Genomic DNA, 20,326 nt, shown 5'->3' on the forward strand with positions numbered 1-20,326 from the left:
AAACAGTCACTCGCATCCTCTTGAGATAGCCCGCTCGACGCCGCATATTGCCCGTTCATCAGCGTTCCACACCGGAGTCCCATGTCTTTCGATACCACTGCCCACAACCGCCGGATGACCTACTTCGACGAGCATGAATCGGTATGGCTGTTCGGTTACGGTTCGCTGATCTGGAAAGCGGACTTCGACTATCTGGAGCGTCGGCCGGCCTCGATTCGCGGCTGGGTGCGACGCTTCTGGCAGGGTTCGCACGATCACCGCGGCACGCCGGAGGCGCCGGGGCGAGTAGTGACGCTGGTGGCGGACGCCGGGGCCACCTGTCACGGCATGGCCTATCGCATTCCTCCTCGCGTGTTCGAGCCGCTGGATATCCGCGAGAAGAACGGCTATTTGCGCGTCGTGACGGATATGACCTTCGAAGATGGTGCCGCAGACGGTGTCGAACAGGCCGAGGGTGTAGTGTATCTGGCAGGCGAGGATAACGCGGCCTACCTCGGGCCCGCCGAGGAAGCGGCCATCGCCCGACAGATTGCCGAATCGCATGGCCCCAGCGGCCCCAACCGCGACTATCTGCTCAACCTGGCCGCGGCGTTGCGAGAGCTGGGGTTCGAGGACGCCCATGTGTTTGCCCTCGAACGCGCCCTGCTCGCGGAGTGAGGGGTGGCTCCGATCACTCCCACGGTGGGTGACCAGGCCATTCGTCAGTGCCCGCGGCCGGATCTGAGTTTCTTGATCAGTTGCACCACGCCGAGAACGACCGCACCAGCGATCAGACCGCAGCCGAAGTTCAACAGCATCGGCGTCAGCGGTTGAATGATCGCGCCGACGCCCGGGATATCACCGGGCAACTCGGCAAGATCCTCGATGGCATGGTGAATGAAGGGGACGCCATGCGTCAGGATGCTTCCGCCGACCAGGAACATCGCGATGGTGCCGACGATCGACAGCAGCTTCATCAGATAGGGCGCCGCCCACAGAATCCCCCGACCGATCGACTGCGCGAATTGGGTGGTCCGCTCGGTGAGATAGACACCGAGATCGTCGAGCTTGACGATCCCCGCTACCAGACCGTAGACGACCGCAGTAATGGCAATCGCAATGATCGCCAGGACCACGACCTGCTGGGTGAAACTGGCACTGGCCACCGAACCTAGCGTGATGGCGATGATTTCCGCCGAGAGAATGAAATCGGTCCGTACGGCACCCTTGATCTTGTCCTTCTCGAACGCCAGCCGCTCCTCTTTCGATTTCAGCTGCGCGGCCGCTCGGACGTCCTCCTTGCTCGCTTCTGCGCCACCCTGCAGGAACTTGTGTGCCAGCTTTTCCGCGCCTTCGTAGCAGAGAAACGCGCCGCCCACCATCAGCAGCGGCGTGATCAGCCAGGGGGCTATCACGCTGATCAACAGCGCCGCCGGCACCAGAATCAGCTTGTTGCGTAGCGACCCTTTCGCGACTGCCCATACGATCGGCAGCTCACGGTTGGCGCGGACGCCGGTGACCTGCTGGGCGTTGAGCGCCAGATCGTCGCCCAGCACGCCTGCCGTCTTCTTGGCGGCCACCTTGGTCATGAGGGAGACGTCGTCGAGCAACGTGGCGATATCGTCGAGTAGTGTCAGTAGACTGCCTGCGGCCACGAAGAATCCTTTGTCGGTCGGTCAAGAAACGGGCGAGAGCGCCAAGCGTAGCGGAAATTCTCAAGGAGACGTGACGATTTTCGCCAACGCCTGCTTCAAGGGTTCTGCCGACTCCGGCCGCACACAGCGCGCAATCTCCTCGCCGTCATGAAGGAAGATCAGCGTCGGCCAGAGTTTGACGCCAAATGCCCGCCCGAGCGGTCGGCCCTTGCCGTCCTCGATCTTGACGTGCGGCAGATCATCGAGCCCTTCGAACGCATTCGCGATCAGCGGCTGGGCGGCCTGACACCAGGGGCACCAGGGCGCGCCGAACTCGACGACTGCCGGGCCGCGAATGTCGTAAAGCGAACTGCGGCTGGGCTCGTCGGTCGTGTAGTCGCTTGTCATGCTCGCTCCTTGAACGTGATTGTCTCGTCCTTACGACACTGTAGCGGTGAAAGACCAATGTAGCGGTAAACGACACTGTAGCGGTGAAAGAGCAATGTAGCGGTAAACGACAATGTAGCGGTAAACGACAAGACCCTCGTCGGTAGCGAAAGGCTTGTCGGGATAATGCCGAAGCGTCGACCGGAAGATGGCACCAGCCGGCGATATCGGTAGACGGCGGGGTCTCAGTGGCGTCTCGTCTGGCGGCGTCTCAATCGATGTCGAGGCGTTTCAGCCCGCGGGCGAATGCCTGCCAGCGTTCGACGTAGTGCGCTGCCGACGCTTTCAATCCCTCGACCGCTTTATCGTCCAGCGTACGCACCGCTTTCGCCGGTGCGCCGACGATCAGCGAATTGTCGGGAAAGGATTTGCCTTCGGTCACCAGGGCGTTGGCGCCGACCAGGCAGTTGTTGCCGATTTCGGCACCGTTGAGCACGGTGGCTCCCATGCCGATCAGCGTGTTGTCGCCCAGGGTGCAGCCGTGGAGGATCGCATGATGTCCGATGGTACAACCTCGACCGACACGCAGGACGAAGCCAGGATCGGTGTGCAGCATGCTGCCCTCCTGAATATTGCTGCCCTCGCCGATCACGATGCGGTCATTGTCGCCGCGAATCACCACGTTGAACCAGATACCCACGTCTTCGCCGAGTTCGACCTGGCCTATGACGTGGGCCCCCGGCGCGATCCAGTAGCGCGCCTTGTCGGGCAGCGTCGGCACCGCATCGAAATAGGCATAGACAGACATGGGCACGACTCCGGCAGAACAGTGAATGTCATCCTCGCTCGCGTCGGCACGCGCTGCCAGCCGACTTTAGCCACAGACATCCGAGACTCGGCATCGGCGTTGCAGTATCGAATCCCTGATTGACGACGAGGCCCCGATGCCGGATCGACGCCGGGGCCTCGTCACTCGCCTGGAGCAGCTGGTTCAGAGCCGCTAATTCACCACAGCCGGTTCAGAATAGTTCGCTCGGAATCACGCACTCGCGGCTCAGGCCGACTCGTCGTCCTGCTTGTCCTCGCTGGTCACGGAAGAGGTAACGCTGGTGCCGCTGTAGGAACTCTGATGCTGGCTGGCTTCGCTCTCCGCTGCCATGGAAAACGGCAATACCGCGGAGACAACGATGGCGGCCAACATCGAAAACAGTTTGTTGAACGCTTTCATGACCACTCCTTGAAAATAGAGCGCCCTGCGACGTTTTGTCGCGACGCCTTATTAGCATGCTAAACGAATTGCCATTCGTCAAGCTCGGAAAGGCCTCATTTCGTCGGGTTCCTGGCGTTGCCCATCGCAGATCAATGCCCGACCCAGCTATCGATACCCAATGCCTGCGGCAGAGAACGCAGGCTATCCGTCAGTTGGCGGGCGTCTTCCGCGCGGCATCCACTGTCATGGTTCAGCACGGCCTGCTGCCCCTCCCGGTTCGTCCACGTCACCGTGTAATGGGATAGATCCGTGGCTCTAGGGCCACAGTCCGGCGTATCGATCGTGGTTCCCATGGCTGGCTGCCACGAGGAAAGCTGGCGTCTGACAAGGGCGAAGCGCTCGGGGTCGTTGGCACGCACCCGCTCGCCGTCCACCGCCGTGAACTGCTCGCCCGAAAATCGAGTCGTACCGTCTGCGCCGATATCGACGCTGTACACCGGGCACGTGCCATGACACGGTCCGACCTGATAGCGAATGTCGGTCACGGGGGAAGCGCTGCCTGTCGATTCGACGCTCGAGCGCGTTGGCTGCTGGGTGCATCCAGCCACCAGCAGGATCGTGATCGCCGTCGTCAGGGAGCATGCCGTTTGTCGTTTCATGAAGTTCCTCGACGTTTCGTGGGGGGGAGCCCGATTGAGTGCCCGATTGGCCGGACCGGCAGGCGAAAATGACCGGCGGCTCGATCCAATCGCGCAGGATAGATGTGTCAAATGCTGAGGTTTTGAATGCCACATGCGTCAGCGCCAGCCTACCCCCTTTCGATGGCAGGCGCGCCGCGTTCCCTTCAATGTGGTAAAAACTTCGTCATTGACCTACAACTGTTTGATAAACCATCGCAAAAAGGTGTCGAGCCCCCCGTTTCCTTGCGCCTGCCCCCGTCATAGTCATGGCACTTACGCCACGACCTCATTAAACTGTCGTCCTAGTCGCGTTCGCGCCTGTCCGTATCCATCAGACAGAGAACCTTCATGAAATTGCGCCACGGCATGACATTCTGTTCCAGCCTGCAGACCCAGTCTGGAGCCGAATCCAGCGACACCCAAAACGTCGACGTCGTTCTCATCGGCGGCGGTACCATGAGTGCCACCTTGGGAACCCTGCTCCAGTCACTGCAGCCCGATTGGACCATTCATCTCTACGAGCGCCTGGACAAGGCGGCCGAAGAGAGTTCCAACGTCTGGAACAACGCCGGCACGGGCCATTCGGCCTTTGCCGAGATGAATTACACCTCGCCTCAGCCTGACGGCAGCGTGGACATTCAGCGCGCCATCACCATTACCGAGCAGTTCGAGGTTTCCCGGCAATTCTGGGCAAGCCAGGTTCGTGAAGGCGTGCTGGCCAACCCGCGTTCCTTCATCAACACCGTCCCGCACCTGAGCTTCGTCTGGAGCGGCGAACGCGTGTCGTTCCTGAAGACGCGCTTCGAGGCGATGCGCCAGAACCCACTCTACGCCGGCATGGACTACTCCGACGATCCGAACAAGATCTCGGAATGGATACCGCTGGTCATGACGGGCCGCGATACCGACGAACCCGTGGCCGCGACGCGCATGCCGATCGGCACCGAGGTCAATTTCGGCGAGATTACCCGCCAGATGATGAACTCGTTGGCTCGCCGCGATAATTTCCACCTTTCCGTCAACACGCAGGTGCGCGATCTCAAGCGCAATGCGGACGGCAGCTGGAAAGTGACTGTCGCCAATACCAGCGACGGCGAGAACGAGCGTAGCGTCAATGCCCGTTTCGTATTCATTGGCGCAGGAGGCGCGGCGCTGCCGCTGCTGCAGAAATCCGGTATTCCCGAAGCGCGGCAGTACGGCGGTTTCCCGGTGGGCGGCCAGTTCCTGTTCACCACCAATCCAGAAATCGTCGCCAAGCACGACGCCAAGGTCTATGGCCTGGCACCCGCCGGCTCGCCGCCGATGTCAGTACCGCACATCGACAAGCGCATTCTCGACGGCACGCCGGCGATCATGTTCGGCCCGTTCGCGACGTTCTCGAGCAAGTTCCTGAAGAACGGTTCCTGGACCGATCTGATGCGCTCGATCACGCCCAACAATCTGTGGCCGATGACCAAGGTCGGCATCAACAACCTGGATCTGGTGCGGTATCTGATCAGCCAGCTGCGCATGTCCGAGAGCGGCCAGTTCAAGGAGCTTCAGAACTACTATCCGCAAGCCAACCGCGACGACTGGAAGCTGTGGACCGCCGGACAGCGGGTTCAGACGATCAAGGATATCGAAGGCAAGGGCGGTACCCTGCAGTTCGGCACCGAACTGGTGACCGGTGCCGAAGGCTCCATCGCCGCGCTGCTGGGCGCGTCTCCCGGCGCTTCGACGGCTCCCTCGATCATGCTGACGCTGCTCGCGAAAGTCTTCCCCGAGCAGGTCGCCAGCGAAGAGTGGCAGGCCAAGTTGAAGGCGATGATTCCCTCCTACGGCAAGGCCCTGACCGACAACCCGCAACTGCTCTACGAGGTTCGCGCCATGTCACGCGAACTGCTGGAGCTGAGCGAGCCGGATCTGACCACGACGCCCGCGACGGAGTCCGAAACGGAAATCAGCAGCAGCTGAGCCGGATCGGACCTCGGCAAGCGACAGAACGCCCGTCTTCACCAAGGCGGGCGTTCCGTGTTTTCAGCAGCAAGAGAATGCGTCACCTTTCCGCGTACTACCTGCCTTGGAGCTGCAACACCAGCATGACGAATGCCATGCCGGGAGCTTCCGACCAATTCGACCCACTCGCCACTGCCATCTCATCGGTCGCTGGACACATTCCCGTAGATCCTGTCATGCCGATCAGCGGCTGATACCCGATCGTGTCAACGCCTCAGAAGCGGTCTCAGCAATCTGCAAGAGCCGCCAAAACTTTGTACGACTTTTGCGCTATTCCCAGAAAATGCGTAAACCTTTAACCTCTCTGAAATCAAACCAATCACAATCAAAACTTCCTCAGAGAGATTACCGCCATGAAAGAATCGGAAACGCTTACACCATCGAATCTTCTTTCACGGCGCCAGATTTTAACCGCCGGTGCCGCGCTATCCGCAACGGCGGCCTTCGGTATCGATCAGGTTCGTGCAGACTGGTCACCGTCGCTGCGCTATCCAGATCCCGCGATCGAAATTCTCGACCCATCATTTCTCGACTACCGCCTGTTCAACGCTAGTGTCGAACGCCTTGCCACCGGCTTCCGATGGCTGGAAGGCCCGGTTTGGTTCGGTGATGGGAGATACCTACTTGCCAGCGACATCGCTAACAACCGATTAATTCGATGGGACGAAACGTCAGGAGTGCTGTCCACCTTTCGCGAGCCATCCAATTACTCCAATGGGAATACACGAGACAATGTCGGGCGCTTGATCACCTGCGAGGGTTCCATCGGTCGCCGAATCACTCGCACGGAGTATAACGGGAGCATCACCGTCCTCGCGGATCAATACGATGGCAAGCCGTTCAACTCTCCCAATGATGTAGTGTGCACTCGCAATGGCGACATCTGGTTTACCGATCCGCCCTTCCAGTTGGGTAACAACTATGAAGGTCGCATCGTGAAGCAGGAGTTGCCGGCTGCGGTCTATCGTATCGATGGAAAAACGGGCGAGCTAAACAAGATATTGGACGATATTGCCGGCCCTAATGGCCTCGCTTTTTCTCAGGACGAGAGTCGATTCTTTCTCGTCGAAGGTAGGGCCAAGCCTAACCGGATCCTATGGGAATTTCAGCACGACAACGGAAAATTGGGCAACAAGAAAAAACTGATAGAAGCGAAAAACCATGGCGCCATTGACGGAATCTCCTGTGACATTCATGGCAATATCTGGGCAGGATGGGGGAGCAGTGGCTCCCCGGAAGGCAATCCGGAAGCACTCGACGGCGTCAGGATTTTCAACTCTGATGGCAAAGCTATCGGGCACATCCACCTACCCGAGCGCTGCGCTAACGTCTGCTTTGGCGGCGCTCAGGGCAACCGCCTTTTCATGGCCAGCAGTCACTCCCTTTACGCGATTTTCGTCAACACACAGGGAACTGGCTTCGCGCCAGACGTGTGACATGAGCTGACAGCAGGACGGGGGTTGGCCGAGCCGGCGATTTGCAGCCGGCTCTCAGGGTCTGCGACCCACGCGATGCGTCTAGTGCGTCGCCGCGACCCGCTGGATCACGCCAAGCTTCGACAGCATCTCGTAGGCCGCCTCAACGCGCGCATCGTTGGGATAGTTGCGGTTGGCCAGCATCACCAGTCCGACCTGCTTGCCGGGCACCAGGACCACGTAGCCGCCGAAGCCGTTGGTGGAGCCGGTCTTGTTGACCCAGACGTCGTTTCGCGGCGCCTGAACTTGCGAGGAGTGAGATGGCCCGATCGCCTCGGCGGCGTTGGGTTTCAGGATCATGTCGTAGCCGTTGCCCGCCAGCAGCGTATCCAGCGAGACCGGCAGCGGGTACTGCTCCCAGATCAGATCCTGGGTCATGTTGCCAATCTGAAAATTGCCCTGGCGCGTGACGTCGATCGCCTGCTGCAGGTCGTCGTCGATCTCGAGCAGACCGAGGTTGGCCTGGACCAGCCGGGCCAGGTCGCCGGCGGTGGTCTTGACGCCGTAGGCCTCGTCATCGAGCACGCCGGGCGCCACGCGAATCGGCTTGCCCTGCTTGTCTTCGCCCATGGCGTAATGCGCCATCTGCGCCTCGGGGACGTCGTACCAGGTGTGCTGCAACCCCAGCGGCTCCAGCACGTGGGCCCGCATCGCCGGCACGAACGCCTGATCGAGACTGGCGGCGGTCTCGACGCCCAGCAGGCCGATGCCCAGGTTGGAGTAGGTGCGCACCTTGCCGATCGCCTCGGTGGGCTGCCACTGCCGATACCAGGTCATCAGCGAGTCGCGGTCCGTCACCTCGTCAGGCACGAACAGCGGCAACCCGCCGGTGGTGTGGGTGCCCAGGTTGCGCCCTGATATCTCGTCGAACGCGCTGCCCTCGAGCGCCGGCAGATAGCGGCTGACCGGCGCCTCGAGATCGAGCTTGCCCTCGACGGCGGCAAGTGACGCCAGCGTGGCGGTGAATGTCTTGCTGAGCGAGCCGATCTCGAACAGCGTCTCGTCGTCGACCGGTGTGCCGTCGTCACGATCGGCGACGCCGTAATTCAAAATCTGTGTCCCCTGCGGTCGAACCACCGCCACCGCCATGCCGGGAATGCTCTGCTGGCGCATCAGCGATTCGACGATCGGATCGATGACGCCCTCCATGTCCGTCCCGGCGCTCTGCGCCGATACGGCGGTCGAAGAACCCAGCAGCAGCAACGACACCCCTAGCGCGATTCCTTTCATGACGATAACGATCCTCGGCAGTGCGCGCCGACGGGCATCGTCGGGCGCGAAAACGGTGCCGCCAATCATGCGCAAAAACCGGGCAAATCGAAACCGTCGTCGATCGGCTACAGCAGCTTGTCCAGCGTGATCGGCAGATTGCGGACGCGCTTGCCGCAGGCGTTGTAGACCGCGTTGGCCACCGCCGCGCCGACGCCGGTTGATCGATGATCTGCTCGAGGCCAGCGATGCCTTCCGCGAACGCTGGGCCGAGCAGGGCGTGCTCGACCTGACCATTGGCCGCAAGGCGATGCGAATGCCGGACGGCACCAACCGCGAGTTCGACTATCTGCCGCTGCGCATTCCCCACCTGCCCGGCGCCTGCCTGATGACCTGTCTGGGGGTGAAGTGAGCGTAAACATGTCACGATGCGAGCGCGCCTAGCCCAGCCTTCTCTCCTGAACGGAGGGATTTCCTTCAAATATCGAGACACCTCAGGCAAAAAGCCCCGAGCATTCTCGACGCTCGGGGCTTTTCGTCACTTTGAACTATCGTGCAGATGGTTGTAATCAGTTCTCGGGCAATTTCAGAACCTGCCGGAAAAATGCAGGTACCACTTGCTCGACCTGCGTTGCCGCAGCCGCGTTGTATCCGTAGGTCGTACCTCTTTGCACGCAGTCATCAGCGTAGGTAAAAGGCGCATTCGTATCGAGATTGGTCAGTACACCCGGACTCGTTTCTTCGATTCTGCAGGCGCGTGCCGACTGCGCTTCGGGTTCGAATGCGGGCTCAGGCTGACCAGGCCAGTCGAAGACGTGATAGGCATCCGGATAACCCGTGATCTCGGCGTCGACGCCGGCTTTTTGCAGCCGCTCGACGTAAGACTGGCACACACCGAACGGATTGTAGTCATCAGCCTCGCCGTGAAAAATTCGAATGGGAATGTCAGCCATCTGCTCGTCCTGCAAGTAGCGATAGAGACAGTTGGGGTAAAATGCGACGATCGCGGCAAAATGCCCATCACCGTGCAGATGGAGCTTCTGAAAACGCGTCATCCCGGCATAGAGCGCAGCTTGTCCACCCCGTGAAAAGCCCATCAGCGCGATACGATCGGGATCGATACGTGCATCCTGGGCAAGAATTTCGAGTGAACGATAGGCGTCTTCCACGGTTGCCAACCGCCCAAGCGCGGCTTGGCGACTGCCGACACCGCCTACCAAGCCGCGCCCGGTCACACTGTCAGGGACGAAAGTCGCAATACCCATAGCATTGAGCCGCTGAACCCAATCGTCGACGTAGCCACCGTAACCGCTGGACCCATGCATGAGAATGACAGCGGGGAGCTTCGCGTCAGACGCTGGCTTTTGAGGAAGTCTCAACACGCCGGCGATCGTTTGCTCATCTCCGACGTCTGTCGTCAAAAACTGTGCATCGCTGAACGTGTGGGTCGAAAACGGCACGACCTCGACTCTCGCCACGCCGGCAAAGGCATTCAGGCTAAAAAGACCAAAAAACAGGAGCGCCAACAGGCCAAGAACTGACTGTTTTGCTGTGACTGGGGTTGTCATTATTTTGATGTCTCTATCCAGGAGTTGTGGCACCAGGCCCCAAAGGAAAACACGTTCAATCCGCGTAGGAAGGATCCTCGCGATCCAGGATGGCTTTCATCTCTTCGAAATGCGCCATCGAGAAATCGCGGATCGATTCCCAGTCGCGCGCCGTGGCTTCGGCGACGTCGTCAGGCAACACGTTCAGCGGCTGGCCGGTCGCATACGCCTGCACCAGCGTGCGGCATCCGCGCTCGAGGGTGTACATGTCGTCGAACGCTTCGCCCACGGTCTGCGCCGCGACCATCACGCCGTGATTACCCATCATCAGACGCGTCTTGTCGCCGAGCAGCGCTGCCAGCCGCTCTCCCTCCGCCTCGCTGTTGGCCATGCCGCTGAAGCCACTGTCGATGGCGATACGGTTGAAATAGCGCGCCGTGTTCTGGTCGATCGGCAATACCGTCGGGTTCTTCAGTGTCGCGACCGTGGTGGCATAAGGGGGATGCAGATGCAGGACGACCCGCGCCTGCGGCATCAGGCGATGCATCTGGCCGTGAATGGCCCAGGCCGTCGGATCGACGACCTTGTCGAGGTCCGGGGCCTCGCCATCGAGATCGAACAGCACCAGATCGCTGGCGCGGATGCGGGAGAAGTGCCTCCACTTGGGGTTCATCAGAAAGCGGCGACCGTCTGCGGACACCGCTGCACTGAAATGGTTGGCGACGGCCTCGTGGAGACCCTGCCTGGCGACGATACGGAACAGCGCCGCCATGTCGATACGGAGCTGCGTTTCATCGGGGAGCGACACGTTGGACATGATGGAGATCCTTGTCATTGTTCTGGTGACGCAGTCGAACACCTATCGACTTTCGTCTCACTGCTGTCACGCTACTGAGCCGCGTTGATTTTTTAAAATATCTTTATTCGCTCTTCGGCATCAGTTTTTCCTATCCACGCCTCAGGCTCATGTCTCGGCCTGGCTCAACTCGCTGTGCTTGAGAAACTCGCCCATGGCCTGAGCGGCCGGACTCGAGCGAACGCCCTTCAACGTGGCCATGCCGACGGTCAGCGCGCGGACTTCTCCGTCCAGCGGGATCGTGCGGAACGACTTGCCATCCAGCGCCAGATGTCGACCCGGTGGCACGTTGAGCAGCGAGAAGCCGAAACCATTGGCCACGAGGCCACGCACCATGCCGAGCGATGTGGCGCGATGTGCGATCTTTGGCTGGCGCGGCGCATCGATGAACAGCGACAGGAAGTAGTCCCGACTCATGGGCCAGTCGAGCAGCACCATCGGATACTCGCTGAGCATGTCGATGGTCAGCCGCTCATGCGCGGCCAGCGGGTGATCGGGGGCGACCGCCGCGTAGGGTGGAAAGCGGCACAGCGGTTGAAACTCGATATCCTCCGGCACCTGCATGTCGTAGATCAGCCCGAGTTCATATCGACCTTCCCGCAACCCCTCCACGATATCGACCTGATGCCCCTCGTCGCATTGGGGCACGACCCGGGGGAACTGGGTAAGGAATGACTGCATCAAGCGCGGCATGAAAATGGGCGCGAAGGTGTGAAACGCCGCCATGTTCAGCGGACCGGCAATCTCTTCACCCAGCGATATCGCGAACTGCATCAGGCTGTCGGCATCGTAGAGCAGGCTGCGCGCCCGCCCCAGCAACTGCGTACCCGCCGTGGTCAGCGACAGCCCCTGTGCATGGTGCCTGACAAAGAGTTGAACGCCGGAGGCCTCCTCGAGGTGAGCGATCGCGGCCGAGATCGAGGGCTGAGACACGTGTAGCTGTTCCGCCGCGCGGGTGACGCTTTTCAGTTCACCGGCAACGACGAAGTATCGCAATTGCTTCAGGGTGGCATGCAGCATCTGGGCTCCCTGGCACAGCCTGGAGTGATGGAAACGGGCATCATCTCGCGTGGAGATGACGATGCGTTTCAGCATCTTGCGCCCCCGCTGGTGGGACGTCCATGCCAATCCCGTCCCTGCTCAGTCATCGACACGGTTCAACGCTGGCGCCGCCTCGAACAGGGAGTTTCGCTCCAGATAGTTGCCGAGGAACTGCGCAAGCCTGGGTGACTGGGGATTTTTAAACAGTGTCATGGGTGGGCCTTGTTCCACGATATGCCCTTGATCGAGAAACAGCACGCGATCGGCGACCCTGGCGGCGAAGCCCATTTCATGCGTCACGACCACCATCGTCATGCCCTCTTCGGCGAGCTGTCTCATGACCTGCAACACCTCACCGACCAGTTCGGGGTCGAGCGCCGAGGTCGGCTCGTCGAACAGCATGATGGCCGGCGACATCGCCAGGGAACGCGCGATGGCGACGCGCTGCTGCTGCCCGCCGGAGAGACGATTCGGCCAGGCATCGGCCTTTTCGGCCAGCCCCACCTTCTCCAGCGTCGCCAGTGCCAGTCGGCGGGCCGCGTCTTTTTTCATTCCACGCACTCGCAGCAGCGCTTCCATGACGTTCTCGAGAACGCTCAGGTGCGGCCACAGATTGAACTGCTGGAAAACCATACCCATGTTGCGACGCACGTCGCTCAAGCGGGAGGGACGCGAGCGCACGCGACGGCCGTCGCTTGCGCGGTCGTAGCCCAGCAGCTCCCCTTCGACGAACACTTCGCCGTCATCGTAATTTTCGAGAAAGGCGAGGCTGCGAAGTAGCGTGCTTTTACCCGATCCGGAAGGCCCGATCAGACAGACGACCTCGGAACGCTGGATCGACAGGTTGATGTCCTGCAGCACCGTATGCTCGCCGAACCGCTTGCTCATGCCCCTGGCTTCGAGCATGACGTCGCCGCCTCCCCGCTTCGCTGCTGAATGATTCATGCGGCTGACTCCCGCGGCTTGAGGGCGCGTCGTTGCTGCACACCCTGGGTGAGATAACGACTGGCTCTGCGCTCGAGCCACTGGCCCAGACGAGAGCAGAGCTCGGCCAGAAGGAAGTAACCGACACAGAGCGCCAGCAGGGTTTCGACATAGGCGAAGGTCTCGGCACCGACGCCCGTGAGGACAAAGGTCAGTTCAGGCACCGTGATGATCGACAGCACCGGCGTCTCCTTGCCCAGGATCGTGGTGAAGTTGACCAGCGCCGGCAGGATGAGGACCAGCATTTGCGGTATCTGTACGCGCCAGATGATCTGCCAGGCGGTCATCCCCAGCATGGCGGCCGCTTCCTGCTGTCCACGCGGAATCGACGTGAAGCCGGTGCGAAAGATCTCGGCGAAGTAGACGCTGCCATAGATCCCCAGGCCGACCAGGCCCGCGGTCATGGGTGACAGCGAGAGACCAAGACTCGGCCCCCCGTAGTAGAGCAGGAACAGCTGCACCAGGAAGGGCGTCGCTCGAATCACCTCGATATAGCAACGCAGCACGCCACGAACCCAAGGACCGGCGCTGAGTTGGATCACGGCAATGACCAGCCCCGCGATCACACCGGCAAGCACCCCGCCACCCCAGGTCCAGAGCGTGACGAGAAAGCCGCTGCCGATCTCGCTGGCATGATCGGTCAGAACGGTGAAGTCCATTACGCTCTCCCCTTCGCGAAGCGACGTTCCAGCCGCCCGGCAAGTAACGCCAGGCTGATGTTGACGACGCAGTAGAGCGCCGCCGCGGCGAGATAGAACTGCAACTGAAGGAAGCTGCTGGCCGCGAGATTCTGTGCAGTGCGGGTCAACTCCGCCAGCCCGACCGCCGAGATCAGCGAGGAGGCCTTGATCAGCAGTATCACCTCGTTGAGCAGCGCGGGCAGCGTGGCGCGCAACGCCTGCGGCAGCTTGATTCGGGTCAGGGTGGTGCGACCACTGAGCCCCAGCAACCGAGCGGCCTCGACCTGCCCCGCCGGCAGTGTCAGCAGACCACCCCGCAGGATTTCGGCCAGGTAGGCGCCGCTACACAAGGCCAGTCCGGCGATCGCCGCCACCCAGGCGGGGACATCGAGCCCCAGACGAGGTAGCAGGTAATAGATGAAGAGCAACTGGATCAGTAGCGGAATGCCTCGGAACACGCTGATATAAGCGCCTCCGAGCCGCCGCAGAGCGCCTCGCTCGGAGAGCTTCAGCGAGCAGACCCCGATCCCGATCAGGAAGCCCAGCGCCAGCCCGCAGGCCGACAGCCAGACCGTGTTCCAGAGGCCTGCCAGCAGCAGCGGCAGACCCTGGACCAACAGCGCAAGATCGAACATCGAATGTCCCCGTTACTGGGCAGCCACCGGATGATCGGGTACGTCCATCTTCTGCCCGATCCATTGTTCCTGCAGCTCGGCCAATCGACCGTCGTCGCGCATCTTGGCCAGCACATCGTTGAACGTGTCGATCAGCCGTCGGGAGTCGTCATCGCCACGACCGATGTAGGCAAAATAGCTCTTGGGTCCGAAGGACGGGGTCACGACCTTGAACAACGAGGGTCGCTGCTTGGCGAGATAGGCAATATTGGGCAGGGAGTTCGCCACGGCATCAAGACGCCTTGCAGCCAGGTCGGCGTAGGCCTGGTTGTTGTCGACGTACTCCCGGATGTCGACCGGCGGATCGAGCGACTCGGCATAGGCTTGCAATGTCGTCAACTGAGCCGATGCCTTGCCGGCACCGACGGTCTTGCCGGCGATATCCTCCGGTGCCGAGATGTCGTCGTCGTTGGCACGGACCATCAACGCAACGGAGCTTTCGGCAACGGGGTCGGTAAAGCGATAACGCTGCATGCGCTCTTTGGTGATGATCAGCGGGCCGGCGACCATATCGTACTTGTCCGCCTCCAGGCCGGGCAAAACGCTCGGCCACGGCAGGTCGACGAATCCGACCTCGACGCCCAGCGCCTTGCCGACCTCCTCGAAGACCGCCTTGTTGAATCCTGTCTGCTTGCCGTTTTCCAGATAGTCGAACGGCGCAAACTGCATCTCGGTGCCGACGCGGAGCACGCCGCGCGCCTTGACGTCATCGAGCGTATCCGCCTGAGCCGACGCCATTGCCGAGGCACCAAGTGCGATCAAGAGCGTTGCTGCTGCCAATTTTTTCATGGTTCGTTCCACCGGGTTTTATCGTTGTTGGGGTGCTACCTAACCAGTTGTTCGATAACGCCAGATCACATCGTGGCGTCCATACCTGCCTGCTGCACGAAGAACGAGGCTCCTTTCGGCTTCTGCGGCAGCTTCATCACGTTGGCCGTGGTGCGGACCTCGCCACTCTCATTGCCGCGTAGCAACATGCCCTGGTGCTGACTCGGCAAGGGATTCTCGCCGTAAGGGAGCGCATCTTCCGCCGCGTAGACCGTGATGAACAGCGTTCGCGGCAGCGTCGAGGCGTTCGGTGCGGAAGCATGCAGCAGGCGGGTATGCATGAAGCAGACCGAACCTGCCGGACCCACGCATTCGACCGGTGACTGACATTCGCGGCTGACCACATCGTCGTCGACGCTGCCGGTGAAGCGGCCGCCCTGCCAATGGGAATAAAGCGGCTGCCTGTGACTGCCCGGAATGACCTGGAGCGGGCCATTCTCGGCCGTCACCTCGCCCACCATCAGCAGTGCAGTGACCAGATCGTCGTTGCTGTGAGGCGTGAAGAGGAAATCCTGGTGCCACTTCACCTGGGTCTCGGTGCCCGGCAGCTTGGAGTTGATCTTGCTGTGGTGGAGACGCACGCCACCCGCCCCGATCAGCGCGTGCACCATGTCGGTCATGCGCGAATCCGTCGCCACCTGCAGATAGGCCGGCGAGATCTCGGTCGGCGATGCCACCCGGCGCAGCGAGGGGTGCTCGGCACTGTGATCGCCACCGACGTCGAAACGCGGCCGATGATCCAGCGTTTCACCATAGGCCGCGGTCTGCTCGCGACTCTCATCGACCCAGCCGTTGAACTCGACATTGAGCGCTTCGAGCTCGTTGGCACTGAGGACATTCTCGACGACCAGATAGCCATCTCGTTGGAATTGTTCGATCTGAGATTCGGTCAACATGTTGTCACCCATTTTCTTGTCAATTCGGAAGTTTGTCGGGGTCTGCCTCACTGATCCCCCGGGACGCCGTAACTCGGCGCCGCATCCGGCTGGCGCGCGCGCGTGACATAGGCCTCGAGCTGTGGCGCGTAGCGCGTCCACAGCCCACGCAGTTCAGCGATCGGGGCGTCATGCCAATCGACGCGCAAGTCGACGACGGGCCAGGACGCCTCGGGGCGCGCCACCACCAGGCCGGCAGAAAACACCGCGCCAGCTTCGCCGCCAGCGGCCAGGCCTGCCTCCATGGCGACCAGAAGCCGCTCCGCCAGCGGCCCTTCGCTCTGCTCGAACGCCGAGACCATGGCCCGTGGCACCTCGGCATCGGCCAATAGATTGCCGGCTGCCACGCAGTCGAGGCCATCGGCACGGCCGACCACGCCGAGGGCATTGTCACCGTCATGGACGGCAGTGCGGCCCTCACCGTCGATCAGCAGCAACTGCCGATACTGCGGGGCAGGCTCCCCCTCGATCAGCCGCGCCAGCGCCGCCTGCGGCGACAGGCCCTGTGCCATGAGCGCCAATCCCTCGGGCCCCAGTGCCGGATTGGTGACGTTCTGCGTCAGTACCGCGCCGCCGGGGCCGGCGAAGGCGCAGCGCGCCGCCACGCAGATGCTCGATGAGCTGACCGCACAGCCGGTTTCGCCCGTCTCGGCACAGCGCGCCGCGATCGAAAAGGTCATGCTTCCTCCTCGGGAATCACCGCGATCACGTCGATCTCCATCAGCCACTCCGGCTGCGCCAGACCGGCGACGACCAGTCCGGTCGAGATCGGGAAGACCCCACGCAGCCACTGGCCGACTTCACGGTAGACCGGCTCGCGAAAGCGCGGATCGGTGATATAAGTGGTCGTCTTGACGATGTGCGAAAGATCGCTGCCGGCTTCTTCGAGCAGTTGCTTGACGTTCTTCATCGCCTGCTCGGCCTGGGCGCCAGGATCGCCCAGCCCGACCAGATTGCCGTGAAAGTCCGTTCCCACCTGACCGCGTACGTAAACGGTGTTTCCTGCTCGGACGGCCTGGCACAGATCGTTGTCCAGGGTCTGATTGGGGTAGGTTTCCTGGGTGTTGAACATGCGGATGCGCGTATGCGTCGGCATTAGCTGACCCTCCGAGGACGAGAATCGGTCGAGGACGCGGCATCGCTGGCTGACGGCGTCGCCGAGACGGAACCGGGTGAGTCGTAGCGGGCGAGATAGTCACGCATCTTGGCGATGTGATCGGCGATGAGCTTGGCGTCGTGCCAGACGCCCCAGATGAAACTGGAGCCGCGACGGGAGAGCCACGGCAGGCCCAGGAAGTAGACGCCGGGCTCGCTCGAGACCCCGCGCTGGTGGCTTGGCTTGCCATCCGCATCGAAGGCATCGACTTCCAGCCAACGATAATCCTGCGAGAACCCGGTCGCCCAGATGATGGTGGTGATGCCGGCTTTCGCCAGGTCGAGTTCGGCAAGCGGGTTGGAGACGCAATCCGGATCGGGCGGGATCACTCGGGCTTCCGGCTCCGACGGCAAGTCGAGCCCGTTGCGCTCGGCATAGGCATCGGCGTCGTCCAGCAAGGCCAGATAATTGGCATCGCCGGCATCGAGGTTGGCGCGGAGGTCGGAGGCGAATCGCGCCACGCCGTCGACGAAGGACTCGGTGCGTCCTACCAGCGTCACGCCCGCATGCGCCAGCTCACGGAAATCGATGGTGTAGCCGCCACGCGCACCGGTGACGGCGATGGTGACGTGTTCCGATCCGGGCCTGCGAACCTCGTTGTCCCACTCACCCAGCACGCCGAGCCACCAGCAGAAATCCCGACCGCGGTAGGCCCGCGGCGGGCGGTTATGCGGCCCCACTGACAAGTAAACCTGACGTCCTGCACGATTGAGCTCTGCCGCCACCTGGGTGCCTGACGAGCCGGCCCCGACGACCAGAACGGCGCCCTCGGGAAGCTGCTCGGGGTTTCGATAATCGGCCGTGTGCAGCTGCGTGAAGCGCTCGTCCTGAGGCGCGATGGCGGGGATGACCGGCGTCTGGAAGGCGCCAGTCGCTGCGACCACCCGCTGTGCGTCGATCGTGCCCTGAGAGGTTTCCACCGTGAATCCCGGCCGTCCCTGATTCGGTGTCACGCGAGTGACCTCGACACCAGTGCGAACGGGAACGTCGAATTTCCGCGCATAGGCTTCGAAATAGTCCGCCACCTCTTCCTTCGGCACGAAGCCGTCCGGCGAGATGGCGGGAAAGGTCAGCCCAGGAAAGCGGTCATGCCAGGCTGGGCCATTGGCCACCAGCGAGTCCCAGCGCGCCGTTCGCCAGCGTTCGGCGATGCGATCGCGCTCGAGTACCAGATGGGGAACGCCGTGTCGGCTCAGGTGTTCGCTCATGGCAATGCCAGCTTGCCCGGCGCCGACCACAAGCGTGTCGGTGGAAGTGCTCATTGTGGCTCCAGCGTGCGTGAAGTTGTTATTGATGCCCTTCACCTAACACTAAAGACGTATGATGCATCGTTAAAATATTGTTATCCGTTCTTTGGGATCAGAAAAACCAATGCAAGACAGACGAGCCTGCGCGGTGGCGACAGCAGTACGGATTCCCAAGGTAGCGGCTTTCCCACACCGCTGGTAAGGCTATGCCAGCAGCCGGAAAGCAACGGCGTGCCCGTCAGCGTTGCTCAATACACCACGTTGCGAATGAAGCGCAGTCGACCAGCCCCATCGTTGCGATAGCGATAGGGCTGGTCGCTGGGATAGACGTGGAAGTCGCCGGCCTCGATCGTCACCTCACGCTCGCCGAGGTTCAGGGTCAGCGTCCCCTCGATCACCACCAGCATCTCGTGCCAGCCGGCGTCGTCCGCAGCCGATTCGTAGACGTCTCCCGGCTCCAGCGACCACGACCACAGTTCGACCTCCTGCCGTGCCGGCTTGCTCGCCAGCAGTCGAGCACGACTGTCGGGGTGCGCTCCCACCCAGGCGACCTCGTCGATACGCGCGGAGTCCTCGCTATCGGGCGGCTGGACCAGCGCATAGAACAGCACTCCCAAGACTTCGGCCAGGCGATCGAGCGTGTTCAGGCTGACGTTGACATCGCCCTTTTCGATATTGACCAGCATGCGTCGGCTCACCCCGGCCTGATCGGCCAGCGCCTGCTGGCTCAGCCCCGCGGCCTGGCGCCGACGCCTGACATTGGCAGCCACGTGGACCAGTACGTCGGGACGCTCGTTAGACTTGTGCAATATATTGCCCATCCGTACAATCGCGGCTCTCGTCGAATGCCACTCGCCACCAGCGGCGAATGGCAACGTCTGGCGAGCCATCATGCCGCAGACGTCAGGGGGTGTCATGTCAGTCGCCATGCGCGAAATGCTTGCCAGGATCTGGCCGGTGGCCATGCTGATCGTGGCGATGTGCTCGATCCAGAGCGGCGCTTCTGTCGCCAAGTCGCTGTTCCCGGTCATCGGTGCCACCGGCACGACCTCGATTCGCCTGATCATCGCCGCCCTGCTGCTGCTGATCGTCATGCGACCCTGGCGCCAGCCGCTGAGCCGTCGCGCCTGGAAATCGACGCTGATCTACGGCGTCTCCCTCGGCGTCATGAATCTCCTCTTCTACCAGGCCTTGCGGACCGTACCGCTGGGTATCGCCGTGGCGCTGGAATTCACCGGGCCGCTGGCGGTGGCGATGCTCTCGTCGCGGCGCTGGCTGGACCTGCTATGGGTGGCACTCGCGGTACTCGGCCTGATCTGCCTGCTGCTGCTGGGCGATGGCGGCAGCGACCCGATCGACCCTTATGGCGCGGCCTGCGCCCTCGGCGCCGGCGTCTGCTGGGCGCTCTACATTCTGTTTGGACAGAAGGCCGGAGCCATCAACGGCGCTCAGAGCGCCACGCTTGGCATCACCATCGCCGCCGTCGTCATCGCTCCGGTGGGGTTGCTGGATGTGGGCACGGCGATGTTCGCGCCCGAGGTGCTGCCCTACGCGCTGGCGGTGGCGGTGCTCTCCACCGCGCTGCCTTACACGCTCGAGATGATCGCGATGCCGCGGCTGCCGACGCAGACCTTTGGCACGCTGATGAGCCTGGAGCCAGCAGTTGGCGCCCTCTCAGGGCTGCTGTTCCTGGGTCAGTTGCTGAGCACCCTGCAATGGATGGCGATCGGGCTGGTGATTGCCGCGTCGATCGGCACGACGCTGTCGATCCGGCGGCGCGACACCTTCGAGACGCCGGTGCCGGACTGA

At 61.9% G+C, this 20,326-nt stretch carries 22 protein-coding genes and 1 pseudogene; 5 read left to right on the forward strand and 18 right to left on the reverse strand.

The features are described from left to right. The first annotated feature begins 81 nt into the window (after positions 1-81). Positions 82-657 (forward strand): gamma-glutamylcyclotransferase, encoded by a 576-nt coding sequence (locus DOM36_RS15535; protein WP_075568624.1) that lies wholly within the window; start codon positions 82-84, stop codon positions 655-657. Positions 658-701: 44 nt separating this feature from the next. Here the strand turns inward: DOM36_RS15535 and DOM36_RS15540 are convergent, their stop codons facing one another. The 5 genes from DOM36_RS15540 to DOM36_RS15555 all read right to left on the reverse strand — a co-directional run bounded on the left by DOM36_RS15540 (position 702) and on the right by DOM36_RS15555 (position 3,869). Beyond that, entirely contained in the window at positions 702-1,634 is a 933-nt protein-coding gene (locus DOM36_RS15540; RefSeq protein ID WP_110643646.1) for a DUF808 domain-containing protein, read from the reverse strand. Positions 1,635-1,694: 60 nt separating this feature from the next. Next, the gene (locus tag DOM36_RS15545; protein ID WP_110643647.1) at positions 1,695-2,021 is read right to left on the reverse strand and encodes a thioredoxin family protein; all 327 of its coding nucleotides are present in this window, start codon (positions 2,019-2,021) and stop codon (positions 1,695-1,697) included. 250 nt (positions 2,022-2,271) lie between these two features. Further along, positions 2,272-2,808 (reverse strand): gamma carbonic anhydrase family protein, encoded by a 537-nt coding sequence (locus DOM36_RS15550; protein WP_110643648.1) that lies wholly within the window; start codon positions 2,806-2,808, stop codon positions 2,272-2,274. Positions 2,809-3,054: 246 nt separating this feature from the next. Then, positions 3,055-3,228, reverse strand: coding sequence for a hypothetical protein (locus DOM36_RS20155; protein WP_157958664.1), 174 nt, complete (start codon positions 3,226-3,228; stop codon positions 3,055-3,057). 131 nt (positions 3,229-3,359) lie between these two features. Further along, positions 3,360-3,869 (reverse strand): DUF6438 domain-containing protein, encoded by a 510-nt coding sequence (locus tag DOM36_RS15555; protein ID WP_110643649.1) that lies wholly within the window; start codon positions 3,867-3,869, stop codon positions 3,360-3,362. 369 nt (positions 3,870-4,238) lie between these two features. On the opposite strand from DOM36_RS15555, the gene mqo reads away from it, so the two are divergent. Together mqo and DOM36_RS15565 are read left to right on the forward strand one after the other, a co-directional pair. Next, positions 4,239-5,843: a malate dehydrogenase (quinone) gene (gene mqo / locus DOM36_RS15560; RefSeq protein ID WP_075568619.1), complete on the forward strand. Its 1,605-nt coding sequence runs from the start codon at positions 4,239-4,241 to the stop codon at positions 5,841-5,843. Between the two features lie 395 nt (positions 5,844-6,238). Continuing rightward, positions 6,239-7,321, forward strand: a complete 1,083-nt coding sequence (locus DOM36_RS15565) for an SMP-30/gluconolactonase/LRE family protein (protein ID WP_110643650.1) — start codon at positions 6,239-6,241, stop codon at positions 7,319-7,321. A gap of 81 nt (positions 7,322-7,402) precedes the next feature. Here DOM36_RS15565 and ampC read toward each other — a convergent pair whose 3' ends face one another. Then, positions 7,403-8,590 (reverse strand): class C beta-lactamase, encoded by a 1,188-nt coding sequence (gene ampC, locus DOM36_RS15570; protein ID WP_110643694.1) that lies wholly within the window; start codon positions 8,588-8,590, stop codon positions 7,403-7,405. 178 nt (positions 8,591-8,768) lie between these two features. Here ampC and DOM36_RS20160 point away from each other — a divergent pair. Then, a pseudogene (locus DOM36_RS20160) lies at positions 8,769-8,981 on the forward strand (hypothetical protein); the annotation flags it as partial. 157 nt (positions 8,982-9,138) lie between these two features. On the opposite strand, the gene DOM36_RS15580 reads toward DOM36_RS20160, so the two are convergent. From DOM36_RS15580 to DOM36_RS15635, 12 genes are all read right to left on the reverse strand, one after another. Beyond that, the gene (locus DOM36_RS15580) at positions 9,139-10,137 is read right to left on the reverse strand and encodes a dienelactone hydrolase family protein (RefSeq protein WP_110643652.1); all 999 of its coding nucleotides are present in this window, start codon (positions 10,135-10,137) and stop codon (positions 9,139-9,141) included. A 55-nt stretch (positions 10,138-10,192) separates the two neighbouring features. Continuing rightward, on the reverse strand, positions 10,193-10,933 hold the full coding sequence (locus DOM36_RS15585; RefSeq protein WP_075568614.1) for a class II aldolase and adducin N-terminal domain-containing protein: 741 nt from the start codon (positions 10,931-10,933) through the stop codon (positions 10,193-10,195). Positions 10,934-11,080: 147 nt separating this feature from the next. Beyond that, entirely contained in the window at positions 11,081-12,067 is a 987-nt protein-coding gene (locus tag DOM36_RS15590; protein ID WP_110643653.1) for a LysR family transcriptional regulator, read from the reverse strand. Positions 12,068-12,112: 45 nt separating this feature from the next. Beyond that, the gene (locus DOM36_RS15595) at positions 12,113-12,958 is read right to left on the reverse strand and encodes an amino acid ABC transporter ATP-binding protein (RefSeq protein WP_083941445.1); all 846 of its coding nucleotides are present in this window, start codon (positions 12,956-12,958) and stop codon (positions 12,113-12,115) included. After that, positions 12,955-13,656: an amino acid ABC transporter permease gene (locus DOM36_RS15600; RefSeq protein ID WP_075568612.1), complete on the reverse strand. Its 702-nt coding sequence runs from the start codon at positions 13,654-13,656 to the stop codon at positions 12,955-12,957. Before DOM36_RS15600 ends, DOM36_RS15595 begins: the two co-directional genes overlap by 4 nt. Then, the gene (locus DOM36_RS15605; RefSeq protein WP_110643654.1) at positions 13,656-14,312 is read right to left on the reverse strand and encodes an amino acid ABC transporter permease; all 657 of its coding nucleotides are present in this window, start codon (positions 14,310-14,312) and stop codon (positions 13,656-13,658) included. Before DOM36_RS15605 ends, DOM36_RS15600 begins: the two co-directional genes overlap by 1 nt. Before the next feature lie 12 nt (positions 14,313-14,324). Beyond that, the gene (locus DOM36_RS15610) at positions 14,325-15,140 is read right to left on the reverse strand and encodes a transporter substrate-binding domain-containing protein (RefSeq protein ID WP_075568610.1); all 816 of its coding nucleotides are present in this window, start codon (positions 15,138-15,140) and stop codon (positions 14,325-14,327) included. Between the two features lie 65 nt (positions 15,141-15,205). Beyond that, positions 15,206-16,075: a phytanoyl-CoA dioxygenase family protein gene (locus tag DOM36_RS15615; RefSeq protein WP_110643695.1), complete on the reverse strand. Its 870-nt coding sequence runs from the start codon at positions 16,073-16,075 to the stop codon at positions 15,206-15,208. A 47-nt stretch (positions 16,076-16,122) separates the two neighbouring features. Continuing rightward, the gene (locus DOM36_RS15620) at positions 16,123-16,794 is read right to left on the reverse strand and encodes a DUF1028 domain-containing protein (protein ID WP_110643655.1); all 672 of its coding nucleotides are present in this window, start codon (positions 16,792-16,794) and stop codon (positions 16,123-16,125) included. Next, positions 16,791-17,210, reverse strand: a complete 420-nt coding sequence (locus DOM36_RS15625; RefSeq protein WP_110643656.1) for a RidA family protein — start codon at positions 17,208-17,210, stop codon at positions 16,791-16,793. Before DOM36_RS15625 ends, DOM36_RS15620 begins: the two co-directional genes overlap by 4 nt. Next, positions 17,210-18,532 carry an NAD(P)/FAD-dependent oxidoreductase gene (locus DOM36_RS15630; protein WP_110643657.1) on the reverse strand — a complete coding sequence of 441 codons (1,323 nt, stop codon included), beginning with the start codon at positions 18,530-18,532 and terminating at the stop codon, positions 17,210-17,212. Before DOM36_RS15630 ends, DOM36_RS15625 begins: the two co-directional genes overlap by 1 nt. A gap of 233 nt (positions 18,533-18,765) precedes the next feature. Next, entirely contained in the window at positions 18,766-19,434 is a 669-nt protein-coding gene (locus DOM36_RS15635; protein ID WP_232823882.1) for an XRE family transcriptional regulator, read from the reverse strand. Here DOM36_RS15635 and rhtA point away from each other — a divergent pair. Beyond that, positions 19,433-20,326 (forward strand): threonine/homoserine exporter RhtA, encoded by an 894-nt coding sequence (gene rhtA / locus DOM36_RS15640; protein ID WP_232823883.1) that lies wholly within the window; start codon positions 19,433-19,435, stop codon positions 20,324-20,326. The genes DOM36_RS15635 and rhtA overlap by 2 nt on opposite strands.

The organism is Salinicola sp. CPA57 (assembly GCF_003206035.1).
Taxonomy (GTDB): domain Bacteria; phylum Pseudomonadota; class Gammaproteobacteria; order Pseudomonadales; family Halomonadaceae; genus Salinicola; species Salinicola socius.